General features: G+C 73.0%; 19 protein-coding genes and 3 tRNA genes. 17 read left to right on the top strand and 5 right to left on the bottom strand.

Annotated elements, in window-relative coordinates; translation table 11 throughout:
* Nucleotides 1–751 precede the first annotated feature (751 nt).
* The 5 genes from ACZ404_RS21075 (at nucleotide 752) to ACZ404_RS21095 (ending at nucleotide 7,257) form a co-directional block, all read left to right on the top strand.
* The gene (locus tag ACZ404_RS21075) at nucleotides 752–1,927 is read left to right on the top strand and encodes a cytochrome P450 (protein ID WP_468442063.1); all 1,176 of its coding nucleotides are present in this window, start codon (nucleotides 752–754) and stop codon (nucleotides 1,925–1,927) included.
* Nucleotides 1,920–3,083 carry a cytochrome P450 gene (locus ACZ404_RS21080; protein ID WP_468442065.1) on the top strand — a complete coding sequence of 388 codons (1,164 nt, stop codon included), beginning with the start codon at nucleotides 1,920–1,922 and terminating at the stop codon, nucleotides 3,081–3,083. The genes ACZ404_RS21075 and ACZ404_RS21080 overlap by 8 nt, the downstream gene beginning before the upstream one ends.
* Complete coding sequence (locus ACZ404_RS21085; RefSeq protein ID WP_468442067.1) at nucleotides 3,080–4,924, top strand: S9 family peptidase; 1,845 nt, start codon at nucleotides 3,080–3,082, stop codon at nucleotides 4,922–4,924. The genes ACZ404_RS21080 and ACZ404_RS21085 overlap by 4 nt, the downstream gene beginning before the upstream one ends.
* A complete protein-coding gene (locus ACZ404_RS21090; RefSeq protein ID WP_468442069.1) occupies nucleotides 4,921–5,907 on the top strand; it encodes an aspartyl/asparaginyl beta-hydroxylase domain-containing protein in 987 nt (328 codons plus the stop codon). The genes ACZ404_RS21085 and ACZ404_RS21090 overlap by 4 nt, the downstream gene beginning before the upstream one ends.
* Before the next feature lie 90 nt (nucleotides 5,908–5,997).
* The gene (locus ACZ404_RS21095) at nucleotides 5,998–7,257 is read left to right on the top strand and encodes an MFS transporter (protein ID WP_468442071.1); all 1,260 of its coding nucleotides are present in this window, start codon (nucleotides 5,998–6,000) and stop codon (nucleotides 7,255–7,257) included.
* A 29-nt stretch (nucleotides 7,258–7,286) separates the two neighbouring features.
* Here the strand turns inward: ACZ404_RS21095 and ACZ404_RS21100 are convergent, their stop codons facing one another.
* Nucleotides 7,287–8,540 (bottom strand): APC family permease, encoded by a 1,254-nt coding sequence (locus ACZ404_RS21100; RefSeq protein ID WP_468442073.1) that lies wholly within the window; start codon nucleotides 8,538–8,540, stop codon nucleotides 7,287–7,289.
* Between the two features lie 153 nt (nucleotides 8,541–8,693).
* Here ACZ404_RS21100 and ACZ404_RS21105 point away from each other — a divergent pair, with 153 nt between their 5' ends.
* On the top strand, nucleotides 8,694–8,960 hold the full coding sequence (locus ACZ404_RS21105) for a GlsB/YeaQ/YmgE family stress response membrane protein (protein WP_468442075.1): 267 nt from the start codon (nucleotides 8,694–8,696) through the stop codon (nucleotides 8,958–8,960).
* Nucleotides 8,961–9,093: 133 nt separating this feature from the next.
* Here ACZ404_RS21105 and ACZ404_RS21110 read toward each other — a convergent pair whose 3' ends face one another.
* Nucleotides 9,094–9,582 carry a YajQ family cyclic di-GMP-binding protein gene (locus tag ACZ404_RS21110; protein WP_019756392.1) on the bottom strand — a complete coding sequence of 163 codons (489 nt, stop codon included), beginning with the start codon at nucleotides 9,580–9,582 and terminating at the stop codon, nucleotides 9,094–9,096.
* A 237-nt stretch (nucleotides 9,583–9,819) separates the two neighbouring features.
* Between ACZ404_RS21110 and ACZ404_RS21115 the strand changes: the two genes are divergently transcribed.
* The 3 genes from ACZ404_RS21115 (at nucleotide 9,820) to ACZ404_RS21125 (ending at nucleotide 10,913) form a co-directional block, all read left to right on the top strand.
* Nucleotides 9,820–9,901 (top strand) — tRNA-Tyr (locus ACZ404_RS21115).
* A gap of 168 nt (nucleotides 9,902–10,069) precedes the next feature.
* Entirely contained in the window at nucleotides 10,070–10,444 is a 375-nt protein-coding gene (locus ACZ404_RS21120) for a VOC family protein (RefSeq protein WP_468442078.1), read from the top strand.
* 256 nt (nucleotides 10,445–10,700) lie between these two features.
* Entirely contained in the window at nucleotides 10,701–10,913 is a 213-nt protein-coding gene (locus ACZ404_RS21125) for a hypothetical protein (RefSeq protein WP_468442080.1), read from the top strand.
* 5 nt (nucleotides 10,914–10,918) lie between these two features.
* Here ACZ404_RS21125 and ACZ404_RS21130 read toward each other — a convergent pair whose 3' ends face one another.
* Together ACZ404_RS21130 and ACZ404_RS21135 are read right to left on the bottom strand one after the other, a co-directional pair.
* Nucleotides 10,919–11,575, bottom strand: coding sequence for an SDR family oxidoreductase (locus tag ACZ404_RS21130; protein ID WP_468442082.1), 657 nt, complete (start codon nucleotides 11,573–11,575; stop codon nucleotides 10,919–10,921).
* Nucleotides 11,576–11,619: 44 nt separating this feature from the next.
* On the bottom strand, nucleotides 11,620–12,888 hold the full coding sequence (locus ACZ404_RS21135) for an amidohydrolase family protein (RefSeq protein ID WP_468442084.1): 1,269 nt from the start codon (nucleotides 12,886–12,888) through the stop codon (nucleotides 11,620–11,622).
* A gap of 332 nt (nucleotides 12,889–13,220) precedes the next feature.
* On the opposite strand from ACZ404_RS21135, the gene ACZ404_RS21140 reads away from it, so the two are divergent.
* The 8 genes from ACZ404_RS21140 (at nucleotide 13,221) to ACZ404_RS21175 (ending at nucleotide 18,091) form a co-directional block, all read left to right on the top strand.
* Nucleotides 13,221–13,293: transfer RNA gene (locus ACZ404_RS21140), tRNA-Thr, on the top strand.
* A gap of 45 nt (nucleotides 13,294–13,338) precedes the next feature.
* A tRNA-Met gene (locus ACZ404_RS21145) sits at nucleotides 13,339–13,411 on the top strand.
* Between the two features lie 88 nt (nucleotides 13,412–13,499).
* Nucleotides 13,500–13,664, top strand: a complete 165-nt coding sequence (gene rpmG / locus ACZ404_RS21150) for a 50S ribosomal protein L33 (RefSeq protein WP_003948671.1) — start codon at nucleotides 13,500–13,502, stop codon at nucleotides 13,662–13,664.
* A gap of 118 nt (nucleotides 13,665–13,782) precedes the next feature.
* Nucleotides 13,783–14,235, top strand: coding sequence for an FAS1-like dehydratase domain-containing protein (locus ACZ404_RS21155; RefSeq protein WP_468442086.1), 453 nt, complete (start codon nucleotides 13,783–13,785; stop codon nucleotides 14,233–14,235).
* A gap of 7 nt (nucleotides 14,236–14,242) precedes the next feature.
* Complete coding sequence (locus ACZ404_RS21160; protein ID WP_468442088.1) at nucleotides 14,243–14,671, top strand: MaoC family dehydratase; 429 nt, start codon at nucleotides 14,243–14,245, stop codon at nucleotides 14,669–14,671.
* Between the two features lie 104 nt (nucleotides 14,672–14,775).
* The gene (locus ACZ404_RS21165) at nucleotides 14,776–15,348 is read left to right on the top strand and encodes a TetR/AcrR family transcriptional regulator (protein WP_468442090.1); all 573 of its coding nucleotides are present in this window, start codon (nucleotides 14,776–14,778) and stop codon (nucleotides 15,346–15,348) included.
* 89 nt (nucleotides 15,349–15,437) lie between these two features.
* Nucleotides 15,438–16,889 carry a DHA2 family efflux MFS transporter permease subunit gene (locus ACZ404_RS21170; protein WP_468442092.1) on the top strand — a complete coding sequence of 484 codons (1,452 nt, stop codon included), beginning with the start codon at nucleotides 15,438–15,440 and terminating at the stop codon, nucleotides 16,887–16,889.
* Between the two features lie 146 nt (nucleotides 16,890–17,035).
* A complete protein-coding gene (locus tag ACZ404_RS21175) occupies nucleotides 17,036–18,091 on the top strand; it encodes a UDP-N-acetylmuramate dehydrogenase (protein WP_468442094.1) in 1,056 nt (351 codons plus the stop codon).
* A 603-nt stretch (nucleotides 18,092–18,694) separates the two neighbouring features.
* Here ACZ404_RS21175 and ACZ404_RS21180 read toward each other — a convergent pair.
* Nucleotides 18,695–19,735: an adenosine deaminase gene (locus ACZ404_RS21180; RefSeq protein ID WP_468442096.1), complete on the bottom strand. Its 1,041-nt coding sequence runs from the start codon at nucleotides 19,733–19,735 to the stop codon at nucleotides 18,695–18,697.
* Between the last annotated feature and the right edge of the window lie 53 nt (nucleotides 19,736–19,788).

The following is a 19,788-nucleotide window of genomic DNA, read 5'->3' on the forward strand; positions in this document are numbered from 1 at the left end:
CGGTCCCGCAGGGCGGGCAGAACGCGGCACCCCCGGACCCGATCGGTATCCTCCTCGGCAGCCCAATTTCGGACACGACCGCTCAGCAGGCAACACGCCTGTGCGCGTTCCGGCTCCCCGCCGGACCTGCTGGAACCGGGGCATCCGGCACGAATGCCGCCGAGGCGGCCGCTCCGCGTGGGCACGGCAGGCGGAAATCGGCACAGAGCGTGTGCGGGGCGGGTGCCGAAGCGGCTACTCCGCGCCCTTGACTGCGGACGCCTCTCGAGTCCGTGGACCCCGCTACGCCTCACCATGCACAGGAGCCCCTCCCGCACTGCCACTGCCGAGAGTGCACGTCCCGCCGCCAGGAGCAGGGGGCCGTACCGGCCGGGCCGCTTCAGCCGCCGGCAGTTGGTTAAACGTTCACGCGCCGCCTTTTTCGGCCACATTCCCCGCTCAGCGGAATTCGAGGGGGAATGGACCGTCGGGTCGCCGAGGGCAACGGGACAAACGGGTCGATCCGGAGCCTGCTGAAAATCATCGACTGCCGTTGACGGGGTCATGTCGGCTACTTACATTCACTTCGGCTCGCTGCTCGGCGGGTCCCGGTGTGAACCAGAATTCGTCTGGAGGTGCCGCCATGCGCTACGCCTACTGATAAGAGCTGCGGGCGGCCCGGGTCTTTTCCAGATCCGGGCCGCTGCTCTGCCGAGTGCCGGAGACACGCAATACCCACCTGGTATGTCAAACGAATTCATGGGGCCACGGCATGGACGGATACAACCCTCTCGACCCGGCGACTGTCGCCGACCCCCACCCGGTGTACCGCCGGCTCCGGGAGAGCACGCCCGTCTTCTTCAGCGAGCGGCTGGACTCCTGGGTGCTGACCCGCTACGCCGACTGCCACCGGGTGCTCGGCGACACCGAACGGTTCGCCGCCGACTGGCGTCGCGCCGGGCACGACCAGGGCCCCGCCGCCGTCGCCAGCATGCAGGAGCTCGACCCGCCCGACCACACCCCGCTGCGTCGCCTGTTCACCACGGCGTTCCGTGACCAGGACCTCGACGCCCTCGGCGAGCGCGCGGCCGCCGAGGCGATCACCGCACTCGAACGATGCGCCGGCCGGCCCTCGTTCGACTTCACCGCGGAGGTGGCGCGCCCGGTCGCGCTGTCCGCGGTCTGCCGTCTGATCGGCGTCGACGAGCCGCCCGTCTCGTCGTTCGCGGCCCTGTCCGACGCACTGGTGCGCGGTATGGACGCCGGTCTCCTCCCCGAGGTGCTCGAGCCGGCCCTCGCCGCCCGCCGGCAGATCAACGAGCTGATCGCCTCCTGGCACCACGAGGCGCCCCGGCCCGGCCTGCTGCGCGAGGTCCTGGCGGGCGCCGGAGCGGCCGGGGTGTCCGAGGAGGCGGTGTGGAACAGCGTCCGGGTCCTGTTCCTCGCCGGGTTCAGCACCACCGTGGGCGCCGCGGCCAACGCCGTCCTCGCCCTGCTGGAGCACCCCGAGGCGCTCGAACGCATGCGGGACCCCGCGCTCCTCGCGACCGGGGTGGACGAACTGCTGCGCTACGACGGCCCGGTGCAGGGCACGAGCCGCGCCTGCGTGACCCGTACCGAGATCGGCGGGGTCGTGATCGAGCGCGGCCAGGTCGTACTGGCGCTGTTCGCCGCCGCCAACCGTGACCCCGAGCGCTTCGTGGACCCGGATGCGCTGGTCCTCGACCGGAGCCCGAACCGGCACCTGTCGCTCGGCTGGGGCCCGCACGCCTGTTCCGGCGCGATCCTGGCCCGCCTGATCATCCGGGCCCTGGTGGCCGCCCTGCTCAAGGCGCCCGCACCGATGCGGCCGGCCGCCGCGCCGACCCGCGCCCTGCGGGCCACCCTTCGCTACCCCGACACACTGCCCGTCACCCTCCGACCCGCTGGGAGCGCCGTCCATGCCTGAGCCGACCACGGAGTACAACCCCCTCGACCCGGCCACCCTGGACGATCCCTACCGGGTGTACGCGCAGCTGCGGGCGGCCGGCACCCCGCTGTGGAGCGAACGGCTGGACAGCTGGGTCCTCACCTCCTACGCCGACTGCCGCCAGGTGCTCCTCGACCACGAGCGTTTCGCCGCGGACTGGCGGCGGGCCGGCGAGACCGTGCCGGAGCCCGCCCTGGACGTGCACACGGTCGATCCGCCCGAGCACACGGCGATCTACGGCGTGCTCGCCGACGCCCTGCGCGACATGACGTCCCCCGCCCTGGCGGCCCGGGTCAGGACCCACATCTCCGACCGCCTCGACGCGCTGCCGCCCGGCCCGGTGGACCTGATCACCGGGTTCACCGAGCCGCTCGCCCGCTGGTTCATCCCCGAGGCCGTCGGCCTGCCGCAGTTCGACCTCACCGAGATCCGCCCCATCGCCGAGGCCATCACCCGCGCCATGGACTCCGGGCTGGTGCCCGAGACCCGCGAGCCCGGCGTCGCCGCCCAGCGCAGACTGGCCGCCCTCATCGACGGCTGGGTCGCCGGCATGGCGCCCGGCGCACCGATCCGGGACCTCGTCGACCGGGCCGACGCGGCGGGCGTCGCGCACGGGCTCACGATGAACTCGCTGCGCACCCTGGTCGTCAACGGCTTCACCGCGGTTCCCGCCTCGCTCGGGAACGCGCTGAACGCCCTCGCCCGGCTGGACGCACCGCCGAAAGAACTGTTCGACAGCCCGGAGGTCCTGGAAAGGGCGCCGCACGAATTCTTCCGGTTCGAGGCGCCGATTCAGGGCACGACCCGGCTCGCGGTTACCGACACCGAATTCTCCGGCGTCCCCGTGCGCCGCGGTCAGGGAATGCTGATGCTTTTCGCCGCGGCGAACCGGGACCCGGCGCAATTCAGTGATCCGGACCGCCTGGACTTCAACCGAAAGTCCCATCACCACCTTTCGTTCGGATACGGCGCCCACGCCTGCACCGGATCCATGCTCGCCCACCTGCTGCTGCGGGAACTGCTGACCGTACTCGCCGAACGGGGCATGGAAATCCGGCTGACCGGGCCCGCCGTGCACAAGCGCCTGGCGACCGTCCGTACGCTCGCCGAACTCCCGGCGGAAGTCATCCGGTGACCGGCACCCCGCCCACGACGGCGGATCCCGGCGCGCAGCGCTGGCAGGCCCGGGTGCGTGCGCCCCGCGTCACCCTGCCCCGGTGGGCTCGCGACGCCCCGGACCGCTGCCTGTACCGGTCCAACGCCTCCGGCACCTGGGAGCTGTACGCCTGGGACCGGGCCGCCGGCACGCACCGCCAGGTCACCAGCCGCCCGCACGGCACCTGGACGGGCGCGGTCGACCCCGAGGGCGCCTGGATCTGGTGGTTCGCCGACCGTGACGGCGGCGAGTTCGGGGTGTGGATGCGCCGGCCCTTCGACGGCGGCCCCGACGAGCCCGCCACCCCCCTGGGCCCGGCCTATCCCGCCGGCCTCGCCCTCGGCTCCGACGGGCTCGCCGTGGTCGGCCGTACCACCGACGACGGCACCTCGGTCCACCTCTGCCGCCCCGGCGCCGATCCGGTGTCCGTCTGCGCGTATCCGGGGGACGCCCGGGTGGCCGCACTGTCGCGCGACGGCACGCTGATCGCCGTCGCCCACGGCGAGCACGGCGACAGCCGCCACCCCGCCCTGCGCGTACTGCGCACCGACGGGAGCACGGTCGCCGACCTCTGGGACGGTCCCGGCCGCGGACTCACCGCCTGCGCGTTCGCACCCGCCGCCGGGGACGGCCGCCTCCTGGTGGAGCACGAGCGCCGCGGCCGGACCGAGCCCCTGCTCTGGGACGTGCGCACCGGAGAGAGCCGGGAGATCGTGCTCGGCCTGCCGGGGGAAACGGCCGCCGACTGGTATCCGGACGGCTCCGCGCTGCTCGTCTCGCACACCCGGCACGCGCGTGACGAGCTGTACCGCTACGACCTGCGGTCGGGAGAGCTGACCCGGATCCCCACACCGCCCGGCTCGATCGGCGTCCCCCTGGACCGGATCGCCGACGCCGCCACCGTGCGCCCCGACGGCTCCGTGGAGTACGCCTGGTCGTCGGCGGCGCAGCCTCCCGTGGTGCGCTCCACGGCGACCGGCGTCCTCCTGACCCCGCCCGGACCGCCCTGCCCGCCTTCCGTCCCGGTGCAGGACGTCTGGGTGGAGGGGCCCGGCGGCCCGGTGCACGCCCTGGTGTCCCGGCCGCCCGGCTGGTCCGCCCCGGGCGCCGTCGTCTTCGAGGTGCACGGCGGCCCCATCGGCTTCGACGCCGACATCTTCGACCCCTCCGTCGCCGCCTGGGTCGACCACGGCTTCGCGGTGGTGCAGGTCAACTACCGCGGCTCCACGGGCTACGGCGCCCAGTGGCGGGACGCCATCGAGGGACGCCCGGGACTGACCGAGCTGGAGGACATCGACGCCGTGCGTGCCTGGGCCGTGGAGTCCGGCCTCGCCGACCCCCGCCGCCTGGTGCTGACCGGCCGCTCCTGGGGCGGCTACCTGACGCTGCTCGGCCTCGGCACCCGCCCCGGTCACTGGGCCGTCGGTGTCGCCGCCATGCCGGTGGCCGACTACGCGACGGCCTACGAGGACGAGATGGAGGAGCTGCGCGCGTACGACCGCTCCCTGTTCGGCGGCTCGCCCGAGGAGGTCCCGGAGCGGTACCGCGCCTCCTCCCCGCTCACCTACGCCGACCGGGTCACCGCACCCCTGCTGATCATCGCCGGGGAGAACGATCCCCGTTGCCCGATCCGGCAGATCGACACCTACGTCGCGCGCATCGCCGCTCTCGGACTCGAGCACGAGGTCTACCGCTACGACGCCGGGCACGGCTCCCTGGTCGCCGACGAACGCATCCGGCAGATCGCCGCCACCGTCGAGTTCGCCCGCAAGCACGTCCGGCCCGCCCGCCACCCGCACCGATCCGGAGACACCGCATGACCGTGACCGACAGCGCCGCCCCCACGATGCCCGCAGAGGCCGCACGGCTGGCGGCCGACTTCGACCCCGACCGGCTCCTGGCCGACCTCGACGCCGTCCGCACCCACCAGTGGAAGCTGCAGCGCTACTTCGGGGACGGGGTGGGCGCGCAGGCCGAGGTCGACTGGCGCATCCTGCCGCTGCGCAGTCCCGGCGGCGACCCCTCCCGCACCGACCCGGGCGGCCCCGGAAGCCAGGAGTGCGCCGAGACGGAATGGCTGGCCCGGACCCCTTATCTGCGTGAGGTGCTCGCGGCGGTTCCCGCTCCGTTGCGCGCGGTCCGGCTGATGGCCCTCGGCCCGGGCGCCGTGAGCGACGTGCACAACGACACCAAGTACGGCCCGGCGTGGGGCGTGGCCCGCCTGCACGTGCCCCTCACCACCCATGACGAGGCCACCTTGGTGCTGGACGGGGTGACGCACCGGTGGCAGCCCGGGGAGTTCTGGTTCGGCGACTTCTCCCGGATGCACAAGGTGGAGAACACGGGCTCGCAGTCACGCGTCCACATGGTCGTCGACTGTCTGACGGTGCCGGAACTGGCCGCCGTGTTCCCCGCCGAGTGGCAGGCCTACCTCGCCCACGGCGAGGTGCTGTTCAACCGCCCGGAGACCCCGTTCACCGGCGATGCCCGCCGGCTGGCGTGCCGCTTCGAGGTGCCGCCGCCCTTCGCCGACTGGGAGGAGGAGGGGGAGTTCCCGGACACCCCGGAACGCGTCCCGGCCGAGATCGCCGTCACGCCCGGCGGCGTGGAGCTGCGGGTCGCCCCCGGCCAGGCCTTCCCCCTCGTCCACATCGCGGACCAGGAGTTCCGCTTCGCCGGCTGGAGCCAGGAGCGGACTCTGCAGCTCCTCGACGGGCCCCGCCCCCGCGTCGCGCTGCGCACCCGCACCGGCCGCACCGTACGGGAACTCATCGTCAACTCCGAGCCCACGACGGGGAGTTGACGGAACGCAGGATAGATTCTTCGTACTGTCTGCGGACGAAGCGGCCCAGGGAGGCGGTGCCCCCGTGGGCCCGCCGTCCTGAGGAGGGCCATGCGGAAGTACCTCGACGTGCTGCGGATCGCCGACTTCCGGCGGCTGTGGACCGGCTCCACGCTGAGCCTGCTCGGCGACGGAGCGAGCTGGACCGCGATGGCCTGGCTCGCCGTCACGCACGGCGGAGCGGCCTCGCTCTCCTTGCTCGGCCTGTGCTACACGGCGCCCATTCTGGTCGGCGGAGTGCTCGGCGGCGTGGTCGTCGACCGCTGCTCCCGCCGCATGCTGCTGATCGTGGACTCGCTGTGCCGGGGCGGCGCCATGGCAGCCGTTCCGCTGCTCGCGCTCGCCGGGCTCTTCCACCTGTGGCAGCTCTACGCGGCGGCCGCCGTCTGCGGCTTCTTCAAGATCCTGCCGATCGCCATCACCCCGGCGGTCGTCCCCGAGCTCGTCCCCCAGGACCGGCTGGCCGCGGGCACCGCCCTGGAGACGATCGCCCAGGGCGTGGCCGCTCTCGTCGGACCGGCGATCGGCGGCGCGCTGATCCCGCTGTTCGGTGCCCAGGCCGTGCTCGTCCTGGACGCGGCGACCTTCCTGGTCTTCCCGCTGTTCGTGCTGCGGATGGACCACCGGCTGCCCCGGCCGTCCGGCACGGCCGGCGCCCGTGCCGACGCGTCCCGCAGCAGCTGGGGGCCGGTCGTCCGGCTGGTGCTGCGGGACCGGGCACTGCTCGTCATCACCGTCGCCTTCAGCGCCCTCAACACCGCCGCCGGCATGCTCATGGTGGTCCAGCCGTGGCTGGCCCACGAGCGGCTCCGGGACGGCGCGGGCGTCCTCGGCCTGCTGGTGGCCGGCCTCGCCGCGGCCGAGCTGCTCGGCTCGTTCGCGGGCGGCACCCTCGACGCGGCGACCCGCCCGATGCTGCGCATCGGCGCCTGCCAGCTCCTCGCCGGCACCGGCCTCCTGCTCCTCCTGGGCGGACATCTGCCCGCCGTCCTCGCCGGCCAGGTGGTGTTCGGCGCCGGCAGCGCCCTCGCCACCGTCTCCTCCCAGGTGGTCCGCTACGCCCGGACGCCCCCGGAACTCCTCGCCCGCACCATGACCCTGATGCGGACCCTGATGCTGGGCGCCATCCCTCTCGGCTCCCTGGTCGCCGGGCCGCTCCTCGCCGCCCACCGCTACACGACGACGGTGCTGGTCATGGCGGTCATCACGGTCGTACCCGGACTGCTGCTGTGCGCCGTCCGGCTCCCGGCCACCCCGGCCGGCACGGCACAGCCCCCCGCCTCCGCGGAGGAGCACCTGGTCGAGGGCTGACCGGGCGGGCCCGCGAGCGGTCCCGGGGCTCACGCGGCGTTACGGCCCGCCCACCGGCGCCGTACGCCATGGGCCGCCACCCCGAGCGCCAGAACGGCCGCGCCCGTGGCGACCGAGAGCGCCGGGAGCGCGAAGGCCAGGACGGTGCAGCCCAGCAGCCCGACGGCCGGTACGGCACGGGCGCGCGGGGCGGGGTTCAGGGTCCAGGCGGAGGCGTTGGCCACGGCGTAGTAGGCCAGGACGCCGAAGGAGGAGAAGCCGATCGCACCGCGCAGATCCACGGTCGCGGCCAGCACGGCGACCACCGCGCCCACCGCCAGCTCCGCCCGGTGCGGCACCTGGAACCGCGGGTGCACGGCGGCCAGCGCCCCGGGCAGATGGCGGTCGCGAGCCATGGCGAGCGTCGTCCGGGACACACCGAGGATCAGCGCCAGCAGCGACCCCAGCGCGGCCACCGCGGCGCCGACCCGCACCACGGGCACGAGCCCCGGCGCCCCGGCCGCCCGCACCGCGTCGGCCAGCGGAGCCGCCGCGTGCCCCAGCCGGCCCGCGCCGAGGACGCCGAGAGCGGCCACCGCCACCGCGACGTAGACGACGAGGGCGATGCCGAGAGCGAGCGGAATGGCGCGGGGGATGGTGCGCGCGGGGTCCCGTACCTCCTCGCCGAGGGTCGCGATCCGCGCGTACCCGGCGAACGCGAAGAACAGCAGACCGGCCGCCTGCAGCACCCCGCCCGCCCCCGAGGACAGCCCGATGTCCAGCCGCCCTGCACCGGCCCGCCCGGAGGCCAGGCACACGACCACCACGGTCGCGAGGACGGCCAGGACCACGGCCACGATCACCCGGGTCAGCCACGCCGACTTCTGGATGCCGCCGTAGTTCACGGCGGTCAGCACGACCACGGCCGCCACCGCCACCGCGTGCTCCCGCCCCGGCCACACGTACGACCCGACGGTCAGCGCCATGGCCGCGCAGGAGGCCGTCTTTCCGACCACGAACGCCCAGCCGGCGAGATACCCCCAGAACGGGCCCAGCCGCTCCCTGCCGTACACGTACGTCCCGCCCGACGCGGGGTAGCGCGCGGCGAGCCGGGCCGAGGACAGCGCGTTGCAGTAGGCCACCACGGCGGCGACGGCCAGGCCGACCAGCAGCCCCGGCCCGGCGGCGCGGGCGGCCGGCCCCAGGGCGGAGAAGACACCGGCCCCGACCATCGAGCCGAGGCCGACGACCACGGCGTCCCGTAGGCCGAGGGTGCGCCGCAGGCCGGCGCCGGTGGGTGTCATGCGCCGCACCCTACTGAGCAGCGCAACCGCGCGGTGGACCGGAGGCGTCCTCTTCATCAACATGGCACGAAGACGCGCGGCGGACAGCCGGTCCTCACCGAACTCTCAAGGGTCGGACAGTGCGGACACAGCGCGGAAGGGCAGGTTCAGGGCATGAGCATCATCGGTTGGATCATCCTGGGGCTTCTGGCCGGAGCCATCGCCAAGTTCCTGCTGCCGGGCCGGGACCCGGGCGGCTTCATCGGAACGACCCTCATCGGCATCGCGGGAGCCTTCATCGGCGGCTGGATCTCGGCCCGCTGGCTGGACCACCCCGTCAGCAAGCACTTCTACGACGGTGCGACCTGGGCCGCCGCGATCGGCGGCTCGCTCGTCCTGCTGATCGTCTACCGCGTCCTGTTCGGCAACTCGCGCGACTGAGCGGGCAGCGGTACGACCGCGAGAGCGCCGAAGGGTGGGCACCCGGACCCGGGTCCCACCCTTCCTGCGCGACTGCTCCCGGTGCCGTCCCGGGAAAGCCCTGCCGGTGTCCTGCTGATGTCCTACCGGTGTCCTACCGGTAGTTCACGAACTGCAGCGCGAAGTCGAAGTCCTTGCCCTTGAGCAGGGCGATCACGGCCTGCAGGTCGTCGCGGCTCTTGGAGCTCACCCGCAGCTCGTCGCCCTGGACCTGGGCCTTCACGCCCTTGGGGCCCTCGTCACGGATGATCTTCGCCACCTTCTTCGCGTTCTCCTGGGAGATGCCCTCCTCGATCGACGCGAAGATCTTGTACTCCTTGCCGGACAGCTGCGGCTCGCCCGCGTCCAGCGCCTTGAGCGAGATGCCGCGCTTGATCAGCTTGGACTGGAAGACGTCGAGGACAGCCTTCACCCGGTCCTCGGAGTTCGCCTCCATGAGGATCTTGTCACCGGACCACGAGATCGAGGCACCCACGCCCTTGAAGTCGTAGCGCTGCGAAATCTCCTTGGCGGCCTGGTTGAGGGCGTTGTCGACCTCCTGCCGCTCGACCTTCGAGACGATGTCGAAACTGGAGTCGGCCATGTCCTGTGGCTCCTTGTATCGGGGTGCGAAACGGGTGCGTATCGGCTGGGTGCCGACGTGCGAGGCGGCGGCGGCCGCGCCCGGCGTGGTGCCGGGCCGCATCCGCACCAGCCTAGCCACCCCGCGCCCCGGGAGGTGGAGATCAATCGGGTGGCGAAGCACCCCTCGGCATCGGGTATTGTTTACGTCGTTGCCACGGAGCACCGGCGAAAGCGGGTGCGAGCGGCAGCACAACCCGGCGGTGTGCCCGAGCGGCCAAAGGGAGCAGACTGTAAATCTGCCGGCTCAGCCTTCCCAGGTTCGAATCCTGGCGCCGCCACACTGGGTAGTATCGGCCCCTGACCAGCGCGTTTGGTCAGGGGCCGATCTCTTTGTCGGCTGCCCCCTCTCTCCGCCGTCCCCCGCTGCTCCCCGCTCGTTCTGGCACTCGAGGCGCACGGTGGCGTGGCCCTGATCACAAGATCGGCAGTCTCGCTATGGTGTGCCGATGCCACCGCAGATGAAGCTGACGGCGATAACACTCGACTGCCCTGACCCTCAGGCGCTGGCCGCGTTCTATCGGCAGGCCACCGGGCTTGAGCCCCACCCGGAGTCCAACGGTGACTTCGCTGGACTCAATGGCGCAAACGGGCTCTTCATCGGTTTCCAACGGGTCGACGACCATCAGGTTCCGCGCTGGCCTGATCGGACCGTGCCGCAGCAGATCCACCTCGACTTCGCAGTCGACGACCTCGACGAGGCCGAGGCTCTGTTGTTGGAGTTGGGCGCGGCCAAGCCCGAGCATCAACCGGGTGGCGACAGGTGGAGGGTGCTCACGGATCCGGCCGGTCATCCCTTCTGCCTGACCACGCGGACGATGTAGGTGTCCAGGCGGTCGGCGTAGGCACTTTGGCCGGGAGTTGCTTCGGCGCGAGTGATCACGGCCCCGTATGGCGTCGGGCCCACTTCGGCAAGGCCGTCGAGCGTGCCGGCGGAGATCCATGCGAACCTGCGTAGGCGGAACCGGCAGATTCACGGACTGTGGTGAACGTGCAACGTCGGTGCCATGTCGCCCGCCCCAGTCGAAGGGCGTTCCGTCGTGGCCGTCGGTGAGGGGCGGGTCGGGGCACACTGGCCGCATGGGGTCTCGTCGTAGAAGGTGTCCTGTGTGCCGGCGTGAGATCGCGGTGGTCGCCGGGCGGTTCGCCCGGCACGATCCGCCGGGGGCACGGGAGAGCGGCGGGCTCGTCTCCTGCGCCGGGTCACGGCAGCCGGCGCAACTCGCGGCGGTGCAGCCGGCGTTGGACGGGTACGTCGTGCCGGACTTCCCCGGGCAGCTGCCGCTCTTCTGAGAAGCTCAGTTCCCCGCCACCGACTTCACCGCCACCGACACCGGCGTGGAGCCGCTGATCAGCTCCAGCGTCAGCCCGGCCGTCGCCGGGGTGTCCACCAGTTCCGCCAGCACGGCCGCCACGTCGGCCCGCGGGATCGCGCCGCGCCCGGTGTGGGCCTCCAGGCGGACCAGGCCCGTGCCCTCGTCGTTCGTGAGCGAACCGGGGCGCAGGATCGTCCAGTCGAGGCCCTCCTGCCGGGTGACGTAGGCGTCGGCCTCGCCCTTGGCGCGCAGGTACACGTCGAACACCTCGTCGCCCGGGTGCGCGGGATCCGCGCCCATCGAGGAGACGACCACGAAACGGCGTACCCCCGCGCGCACGGCCGCCTCCGCGAACAGCACCGCCGCGCCCTTGTCCACCGTGTCCTTGCGCGCCGTACCGCTGCCCGGCCCCGCGCCCGCCGCGAAGACGGCCGCGTCGGCGCCCTGCAGATGCGCCGCGACCTCCTCCACCGAGGCGGACTCCAGGTCGAGCAGGACCGGTTCGGCGCCGGCCTCACGCAGATCGTCGCCCTGCTCGGCATTGCGGATGATCCCCGCGACCTCGTCCCCGCGCGCGGAGAGCAGCCGCTCCAGCCGCAGCGCGATCTGACCATGACCACCAGCGATGACAATGCGCATGAGTCCGACCGTACGCCCGAAGGGACGCATCCGCCGCACGGCTCTCAGGACAACTCGCCCCGCCCCTGGCGCGGAAGCCCCAGCTCGGCCGCCGCCGCCGAGTTGCAGTACTCCCGGACGGCGCTCGTGCGCGCCACCACGCGTCCCCGGTGCACCACGATGCGGCTGTAGGCGAGGGACAGCGCGCCGGCGAGGCGGTCGCCGCGCACGGCCAGGAGCTCGGCGGGGAAGCCGGCCTCCACGCGGACCTCGGGCAGGCCCAGGACCGCGCGGGCGGCGGCGCTGATCGCGTCGTAGGCGTCCTCGGGGCGCAGCCCGTGGACGGACGCGAGCAGGTAGGCGGCCTCCAGGGGGTCGCCGCGGCCGACCGGGTTGGCGACGTCCCGGAGCGCGCCGCTGCCGGCCGCCACCCGCACCCCGGCCGCGCGCAGCAGCCGTACCGGTGCCGTACCGCGCCGGTCGGCGGCGCCGCAGCCGCCCTGCGGCAGGCACACCACCGTCACCCCGGCCGCCGCGAGCCGGTCCGCGAGCCGGGCGGCGGACTCGCCGGGCAGGCGCGCGAGCCCGGCGCACGGGCCGACCGTCACGCCGGGGCGCAGACCGCCCGCCATGGCCGCGAGCCGGGACAGCCGGGCCGGGTCGGCGGCGTCGGTGTGCAGGTCCACCGGGCAGCCGTGCTCCGAGGCCACCTCCAGGACGGCCTCCACGTACCCCGCGGGATCCGGGTCCAGGTCCGGGCAGCCGCCCACGACGGAGGCGCCCATCTTCACCGCGTCCCGCAGCATCGCCAGCCCGTCCGCCCCGGCCACTCCGGTCAGCAGGCGCGGCATCGCCACCGTGGTCAGCTCGGCGAGCCCTCGCAGCGAGCGCCGGGCCTGCAGCACGGCGCCCAGCGCGCCGAGGCCCTGGACGTCGCCCACGCGCACGTGCGCGCGCACCGCCGTCGCGCCGTGGCCGAGCTGCAGCAGCGCCGCCTCGGTGGCCCGGCGCTGGACGTCCTCGGGGGCGTAGGACACCGGTCCGGGGTCCTCGGCGGACAGGGTGGTGTCGCCGTGGGCGTGCGGCTCGGCCGGGGCCGGCAGGAGCAGGTAGCCGCTGAGGTCCACGCGCGTGGCGCCCGCGCGGGCCGGCCCGGGCGTCAGGCTGCCGGCCGTGCCGACCGCCTCGATGCGCCCGCCGCCGAGCCGTACGTCCACCGCACGGCCGTCGGTGAGCCGGGCCCCGCACAGCAGCAGGGGGGCCGGGTCGGGCTGTCCGGAGGACCCCGACGAGTGCGACGGCCACGGGGGCGGCTGCGGCTGGCTGTCGGGCATCGGACTCCAGGGGTCGGGCCGGGGTTCGGGACGGGCCGCGTGAGCGGCGTGTGATCACGACGGACTCAAGATCACGCAGAGTGACACGAGCCTAGGGCGGCGAGCCGTGCGGGGCGCGGAGGAGCGCAATAGTCGTACCGGCGTGGTCCGCCCGGTGCGGTACGCGCGCTGCCTGCCCGCATGACCCGCGTCCACGCGCGCGTGGAGGTGTCCTCCGGGGCTCGGCAGGCGGCTGGGAGCGGGGCCCGCAGCGCTGTCCACGGGGCGGGCGCCGGCCCCCTGAATACGGATTTGGGTGAACGGCGGCGGACCGTGTAATGTCTTCATCGCTCGCCCCAATAGCTCAGTCGGCAGAGCGTCTCCATGGTAAGGAGAAGGTCTACGGTTCGATTCCGTATTGGGGCTCTGGTGTGAGAGGTTCCCGCCGCGAGGCGGGGCCGATCTCATCAAAGCGGTGTAGCTCAGTCGGTAGAGCAAGCGGCTCATAATCGCTGTGTCACCGGTTCAAGTCCGGTCACCGCTACTGACAGTAGCCGATTGTGGGGTCGGTCCTTCGATCGGCTACTCTTTCTTGCGTTGAATAACCCACCCGTTCGTCAAGGAGCACTCACGTGGCTGCCACCGACGTCCGCCCGAAGATCACGCTGGCCTGCGTGGAGTGCAAGGAGCGGAACTACATCACCAAGAAGAACCGGCGTAACAACCCGGACCGTCTTGAGATGAAGAAGCACTGCCCGCGTTGCAACGCGCACACCGCGCACCGCGAGACGCGATAAATCAGGCTCGTACGTGAGGCCGCCCCCGCGAGACCGGGGGGCGGCCTCACGTCGTTTCACAGCCGCTGAAGACGCTGCTGCGACCAGACACGCCGCTGAGACCAGGAGGTGCCGGGCCATGGCGCTCGACCAGTCCTTCGTGGGGCGGAGCTATCCGCCCACCGCGCCCTACGAGGTGGGCCGGGAGAAGATCCGCGAGTTCGCCGAGGCGATCGGCGACGCCAACCCGGTGTACACGGACCCGGAGGCCGCCAAGGCGTTCGGTCACTCCGATGTGATCGCCCCGCCGACCTTCGTGTTCTCCATCACTTTCCGGGCCGCCGGGCAGGTCGTCGAGGACCCGCAGCTCGGTCTCGACTACAGCCGCGTGGTGCACGGCGACCAGAAGTTCGCCTACACCCGCCCGGTGCGCGCCGGCGACCGGCTCACCGTGACCTCCACCATCGAGGGCATCAAGTCCCTCGCGGGCAACGACATCCTGGACATCCGCGGTGAGGTGCACGACGAGGCGGGCGAGCACGTGGTGACCGCCTGGACCAAGCTCGTGGCCCGCGCGGCCGAGGAGGCGTGAGCGACCGATGACCGCGAAGATCGCGTACGACGACGTCGAGGTCGGCACCGAGCTGCCGGCCCAGGCCTTCCCCGTGACCCGCGCCACCCTCGTGCGGTACGCGGGCGCCTCCGGGGACTTCAACCCCATCCACTGGAACGAGAAGTTCGCCAAGGAGGTGGGCCTGCCGGACGTCATCGCGCACGGCATGTTCACCATGGCCGAGGCGATCCGCGTCGTCACCGACTGGACCGGCGACCCGGGGGCGGTCGTGGAGTACGGCGTCCGCTTCACCAAGCCGGTCGTCGTGCCCAACGACGACAAGGGCGCCGAGATCCAGGTCAGCGGCAAGGTCGCGGCCAAGCTCGACGACAACACGGTGCGCGTGGACCTGACGGCGACGAGCGACGGTCAGAAGGTGCTCGGCATGTCCCGGGCGGTCGTACGGCTGGCCTGACGGCAGACCCGCGTGAGGGGCGCACACCACGGTGCGGCGCCCCTCGCGCGAGTGCCGGCGGCCCCCCCTTGACGTAGTTAGTGATTGAGCACTAACTTATACGCATGGCCAGGATGAGTGCGGAGGACAGGCGCGAGAGCGTCGTTCGCGCGGCGATCGCCGAGTTCGCGCAGAGCGGCTACCACGGCACCTCCACCGAGGCGATCGCCAGGCGTGTGGGTGTCTCGCAGCCCTACCTCTTCCGGCTCTTCCCGGGCAAGAAGGCCATCTTCCTGGCGGCGGCGGAACGCTGCATGGACGACATGTGCCGGATGTTCGAGGAGGCCGCCGACGGGCTGGAGGGTGAGGAAGCCCTGCGGGCCATGGCGGCGGCGTACTCACTGCTGATCTCGGAGGAGCCCGAGCGGCTCCGGATGCAGCTGCAGACCTATCTCGCGGTCGCGTCCGCCGAGGCGGCGGGGGACGGCGAGTTCGGGGAGATGGTGCGCAGGGGCTGGATGCGGCTGTGGGACACCGTCCATCTGCCGCTGGGCGCCGACGTGGACCGGACGACGAGCTTCCTGGCGTACGGGATGCTCATCAACACCCTTGCCGCCATGGGGTTCCCACCCGGGCATCAGGTCTGGGAGGGCTTCCGGATCGCCCGTCCGGGGTGGAGCCCCGCGGCTGCCGAGTAGATCCCGGGCTGGAGGCGTGGCGCCTTTTTCTGCCCGGAAAAGTTAGTAAGCAATAACTAATAAGCGGAACGATCGCCTCTGGGGGAGCGATGACACAGCAGAGCGCACGGAGCGGGGGAGCCGTCTGGGCCCTCGTCATCACCAGCGTCGCCGGATTCATGGCGGCCCTGGACAACCTCGTCGTCACCACCGCCCTGCCCTCCATCCGCAAGGACCTGGGCGGCGCGCTGGACGACCTCGAATGGACCGTGAGCGCCTACACGCTCACCTTCGCCGTATTGCTGATGACCGGCGCCGCGCTGGGCGACCGGTTCGGCCGCCGCCGGCTCTTCATCGCCGGACTCACCGTCTTCACCGGCGCCTCCGCCGCCGCGGCCATGGCGCCCGGCATCGGCTCCCTGATCGCGGCCCGCGCGGTCCAGGGCGTCGGCGCGGCCGTCATGATGCCGCTCACCCTCACCCTGCTCACCGCGGCCGTGCCCGCCGCCAGGCGCGGGACCATGTACGGCATCTGGGGCGCCGTCAACGGGCTCGCCGTCGCCTCCGGGCCGCTCATCGGCGGCAGCCTCACCGAGCACGTCTCCTGGCACTGGATCTTCTGGCTGAACGTGCCGCTCGGCCTGGCCGTGCTGCCGCTCGCCCGTCTCCGCCTCGCCGAGTCCTACGGCACCGGCGCCCGGCTCGACCTCCCCGGCACGCTGCTGGCCAGCGGCGGGCTCTTCGGCATCGTCTACGGCCTCGTCCGCGGGCCCGCCGACGGCTGGACCGACACCGTGGTGCTGACCGCCCTGTTCGCGGGCGGCGCCCTGCTCGTGGGCTTCGTCCTGTACAGCTCGCGGGCCGAGAACCCGATGCTTCCGATGCGGCTCTTCCGCTCCCGCGCCTTCTCCGGGATCAACGCCGCCAGCCTGCTGATGTTCGTCGGCATGTTCGGCTCGATCTTCCTGCTCAGCCAGTACATGCAGGGCGTGCTCGGCTACGGGCCCACCGAGGCGGGCCTCCGGATGCTGCCCTGGACCGGCATGCCCATGATCGTCGCGCCCCTCGCCGGGATGCTCTCCGACCGCATCGGCGGCCGTCCCGTCGTCGCCGCCGGACTGTTCCTGCAGGCCGCCGGGCTCGGCTCCATGGCCTACGTCGCCACCGCGCACGCCTCCTACGCGGCCCAGCTCCCGGCCCTGATCATCAGCGGCATCGGCATGGCCCTGTACTTCGCGCCCGCCGCCAACCTGGTCATGTCCAGCGTCCGCCCGCAGGAACAGGGCATCGCCTCCGGCGCCAACAACGCGCTGCGCGAAGTGGGCGGCGCGCTCGGCATCGCGATCATGTCCTCGATCTTCTCCGCACAGGGGGGCTACCAGTCCGCCCAGGCCTTCGTCGACGGCCTGCGCCCCGCCCTCGTCACCGGCTCCGCGGTGGTCGCCCTGGCAGCGGTCGCAGCGCTGCTGATCCCGTCCCGCCGCAGCGCCTCCCGTTCCGCCCCGGTGACCGGCGACCAGGCCGGCGAGGACGCGCCCGCGCTGCAGGGCGCCGCCCACTGACCACAGCGGCGCACGGCCACCCGGTGCCGCCCTTCACGACACGCGCGCGTGGGCCCCGTCCTCGACGACGGGGCCCCACGCGCGCGTGCAGCCCGGTCCCGCCCGGCGGCGCGGGGCTGTCGGTGCCGTCTCGTAGTCTTGGGGCCGTGCAGGTACTCCACGACGCCCCCCTCGCCCCACTGACCACCTTCCGGCTGGGCGGGCCCGCGACCCGGCTGGTCACCGCCTCGACCGACGCCGAGGTGATCGACGCCGTCCGCGAGGCCGACGGCAGCGGCACACCGCTGCTGGTCGTCGGCGGCGGGTCGAACCTGGTCATCGGCGACAAGGGCTTCGACGGCACCGCCCTGCGCATCGCGACGCGCGGCGTCGAGCTGCGCGGCACCACGCTGGAGCTGGCGGCCGGCGAGGTCTGGACGGACGCCGTCGCCCGCACCGTCGAGGCCGGGCTCGCCGGGATCGAGTGCCTGGCCGGCATCCCCGGCTCCGCGGGCGCCACCCCGATCCAGAACGTCGGCGCCTACGGCCAGGAGGTCTCGGCCACGATCACCGAGGTGATCGCCTACGACCGCCGGGCCGGCGAGACCGTCACGCTGACGAACGAGGAGTGCGCCTTCTCGTACCGGCACAGCCGCTTCAAGGCCGACCCCGACCGCCATGTCGTGCTGCGCGTCCGCTTCGCGCTGGAGGACGCGGGCGGGCTGTCGGCGCCCGTCAGGTACGCCGAGGCCGCCCGCGCGCTCGGTGTCGAACCGGGGCGGCGAGTGCCGCTCGCCGCCGCCCGCGAGACCGTGCTGAAGCTGCGCGCCGGAAAGGGCATGGTGCTCGACCCCGCCGACCACGACACCTGGTCCGCCGGGTCCTTCTTCACCAACCCGATCCTCACCGACGCGCAGTTCGCCGCGTTCCGCGCGCGCGTGCGGGAGCGGCTGGGCGAGGGCGTCGAGCCGCCCGCCTACCCGGCGGGCGAGGGCCGTACGAAGACCTCGGCCGCCTGGCTCATCGACAAGGCGGGGTTCACCAAGGGCTACGGCACCGGGCCCGCCCGCATCTCCACCAAGCACACGCTCGCCCTCACCAACCGGGGCGAGGCCACCACCGAGGACCTGCTGGCCCTGGCCCGCGAGGTCGTCGCCGGAGTCCGCGAGGCCTTCGGCATCACCCTGGTCAACGAGCCGGTGACCGTCGGCGTGACCCTGTAGCCCACCGGCCCGGCGCCCGCCCGAATCTCCGTTGCGGACCACGGCGGCCGGCCGCGACCCTGCTGCCATGAGGCTGAGACTGCGCGAGTTCAGGCCGCGGACGGGGCCGTACGAACACCGGGTCGTCCAGCCCCGGCAGCCGCTGCGCCACACCTCCCTGCGGGCGCCCGAACCCATCGGGCTGCTCCTCGGCGACCACGACGGACTGGGCCGGCTCGCCGGCCTGTTCTCCTTCGCCGCCGGTTCCCGGCACACGATCGTCCACGTCCCCCTGCGCGACGGCGTCCCGCCCGACGAGGGCCTGGGCGAGCGGGTCGGCCTCGTCCTCGCCCACCACACGCTCGGCCTGCGCCCCAGCCGATGGCCCGCACTGCGCCGCAAGCTCACCACGGGCACCCCGCTCACCGTCCGCACCGACGAGGCGCGCACCGCGCGGGACGCCGCCGCCTGGCGGGAGCGGTGCAAGCGCGCTGACTTCCGGAAGGAGCTGCGGCACGCCACCCACGCCGGCACCCTCTTCCTCTCAGCTGGTCCAGCCACCCGGCGGCGGGCACCCCCTCGAAGTGCTGATCGGCTACAAGCCGCATCCGCCCTGCAGCCGGGTCAAGCCGCCGGGCGGGCCAGCCACGCGTCGATCCCGGCCAGCATCCGCGACCTGACCTCCTGCGGGGCCGCCGACCCCCGGACCGACTGCCGGGCCAGCTCGGCGAGTTCCGCGTCCGTGAAGCCGTGGTCGTGGCGGGCGATCTCGTACTGGGCGGCCAGCCGGGAGCCGAAGAGCAGCGGGTCGTCGGCGCCGAGCGCCATCGGCACACCCGCCTCGAAGAAGGTGCGCAGCGGGACGTCCTCCGGCTTCTCGTACACGCCGAGCGCCACGTTCGACGCCGGGCACACCTCGCAGGTCACGCCCCGGTCGGCCAGCCGCTTCAGCAGCCGCGGGTCCTCCGCCGCGCGCACGCCGTGCCCGATCCGGGAGGCGTGCAGGTCGTCCAGGCAGTCCCGCACCGACGCCGGGCCGGTCAGCTCGCCCCCGTGCGGCGCCGACAGCAGGCCGCCCTCGCGTGCGATGTGGAAGGCACGGTCGAAGTCCCGGGCCATGCCCCGCCGCTCGTCGTTGGACAGCCCGAAGCCGACCACGCCCCGGTCGGCGTACCGCACCGCGAGCCGGGCCAGCGTGCGCGCGTCCAGGGGGTGCTTCATGCGGTTCGCGGCGACCAGCACGCGCATGCCGAGGCCGGTCTCCCGGGACGTCGTCTCCACCGCGTCCAGGATGATCTCCAGAGCCGGGATCAGACCGCCCAGGCGGGGTGCGTACGACGTCGGGTCGACCTGGATCTCCAGCCAGTGCGAGCCGTCCTTCAGGTCCTCCTCGGCGGCCTCCCGGACCAGCCGCCGGATGTCGTCCGGTTCGCGCAGGCAGGAACGGGCCGCGTCGTAGAGCCGCTGGAAGCGGAACCAGCCCCGCTCGTCCGTGGCCCGCAGCCTGGGCGGTTCCCCGCTGGTCAGCGCGTCCGTCAGGGTCTCGGGCAGACGTACGCCGTACTTGTCGGCCAGTTCCAGGACGGTGCCCGGCCGCATCGAGCCGGTGAAGTGCAGGTGCAGGTGGGCTTTCGGCAGCTCGGAGAGATCACGTACAGGCTCCATCCAAGGATCCTGCCGCACGTCCCCGGCGTCCCGGTAGGCCTTTCCCCGAACGT

Source organism: Streptomyces sp. NPDC030798 (assembly GCF_055572275.1).

Coding starts and splice junctions, on each gene's coding strand:
- ACZ404_RS21075 (WP_468442063.1), top strand. CDS start 752: ATGGACGGATACAACCCTCTCGACCCGGCGACTGTCGCCGACCCCCAC.
- ACZ404_RS21080 (WP_468442065.1), top strand. CDS start 1,920: ATGCCTGAGCCGACCACGGAGTACAACCCCCTCGACCCGGCCACCCTG.
- ACZ404_RS21090 (WP_468442069.1), top strand. CDS start 4,921: ATGACCGTGACCGACAGCGCCGCCCCCACGATGCCCGCAGAGGCCGCA.
- ACZ404_RS21095 (WP_468442071.1), top strand. CDS start 5,998: ATGCGGAAGTACCTCGACGTGCTGCGGATCGCCGACTTCCGGCGGCTG.
- ACZ404_RS21100 (WP_468442073.1), bottom strand. CDS start 8,540: ATGACACCCACCGGCGCCGGCCTGCGGCGCACCCTCGGCCTACGGGAC.
- ACZ404_RS21105 (WP_468442075.1), top strand. CDS start 8,694: ATGAGCATCATCGGTTGGATCATCCTGGGGCTTCTGGCCGGAGCCATC.
- ACZ404_RS21110 (WP_019756392.1), bottom strand. CDS start 9,582: ATGGCCGACTCCAGTTTCGACATCGTCTCGAAGGTCGAGCGGCAGGAG.
- ACZ404_RS21120 (WP_468442078.1), top strand. CDS start 10,070: ATGCCACCGCAGATGAAGCTGACGGCGATAACACTCGACTGCCCTGAC.
- ACZ404_RS21125 (WP_468442080.1), top strand. CDS start 10,701: ATGGGGTCTCGTCGTAGAAGGTGTCCTGTGTGCCGGCGTGAGATCGCG.
- ACZ404_RS21130 (WP_468442082.1), bottom strand. CDS start 11,575: ATGCGCATTGTCATCGCTGGTGGTCATGGTCAGATCGCGCTGCGGCTG.
- ACZ404_RS21135 (WP_468442084.1), bottom strand. CDS start 12,888: ATGCCCGACAGCCAGCCGCAGCCGCCCCCGTGGCCGTCGCACTCGTCG.
- ACZ404_RS21155 (WP_468442086.1), top strand. CDS start 13,783: ATGGCGCTCGACCAGTCCTTCGTGGGGCGGAGCTATCCGCCCACCGCG.
- ACZ404_RS21160 (WP_468442088.1), top strand. CDS start 14,243: ATGACCGCGAAGATCGCGTACGACGACGTCGAGGTCGGCACCGAGCTG.
- ACZ404_RS21165 (WP_468442090.1), top strand. CDS start 14,776: ATGGCCAGGATGAGTGCGGAGGACAGGCGCGAGAGCGTCGTTCGCGCG.
- ACZ404_RS21170 (WP_468442092.1), top strand. CDS start 15,438: ATGACACAGCAGAGCGCACGGAGCGGGGGAGCCGTCTGGGCCCTCGTC.
- ACZ404_RS21180 (WP_468442096.1), bottom strand. CDS start 19,735: ATGGAGCCTGTACGTGATCTCTCCGAGCTGCCGAAAGCCCACCTGCAC.